1 protein-coding gene is annotated in these 474 nt (G+C 58.0%); it reads left to right on the top strand.

The features are described from left to right. Nucleotides 1-381 (top strand): TSUP family transporter (locus ACZXDY_RS46410; RefSeq protein WP_464350088.1); only part of this gene is annotated, 381 nt, incomplete at its 5' end. Between the last annotated feature and the right edge of the window lie 93 nt (nucleotides 382-474).

Genomic DNA, 474 nt, shown 5'->3' with positions numbered 1-474 from the left:
CGACCCAGCCTAAAACCGATCTCCACCGGAGGGAGCGCGGCCGACGCTGCGGTTGGCTTCCTCAACGGCGTGCTTGGAGGCCTGACCGGCTTAGCAGGCATACTGGTGACGATCTGGTGCGGCCTGCGCGGCTGGTCCAAGGACCTTCAACGCACGATATTCCAGCCCGTTGCCGTTACGACCTTCCTCATGTCAGCGCTCTGGCTTGGAGGAAAGGGAACGGTGATCAGCGAGACCGTTAAACTCTTCGTGATGGGTTTGCCGTGCTTGCTACTCGGAACATGGTTTGGGCTGAGACTGTTTGACTACATTGACGAAGCGATGTTCCGAAAGATCGTCCTCGCTTTGTTGCTGATTTCGGGAGTCTTGCTGGTTATCTGACAGCCGATTGACAGCAGCGACGGCAATCGGTTTATTCGATCTATGGGGGCGTGCGATCCCCCCACGAGGCGACATGCCCAAGAATCGCGTCCG

It is taken from the genome of Bradyrhizobium sp. LeoB3 (assembly GCF_055456055.1).
The sequence above is the reverse complement of the archived record's forward strand: the minus strand, read 5'-3'. Positions and strand labels throughout refer to the sequence as shown.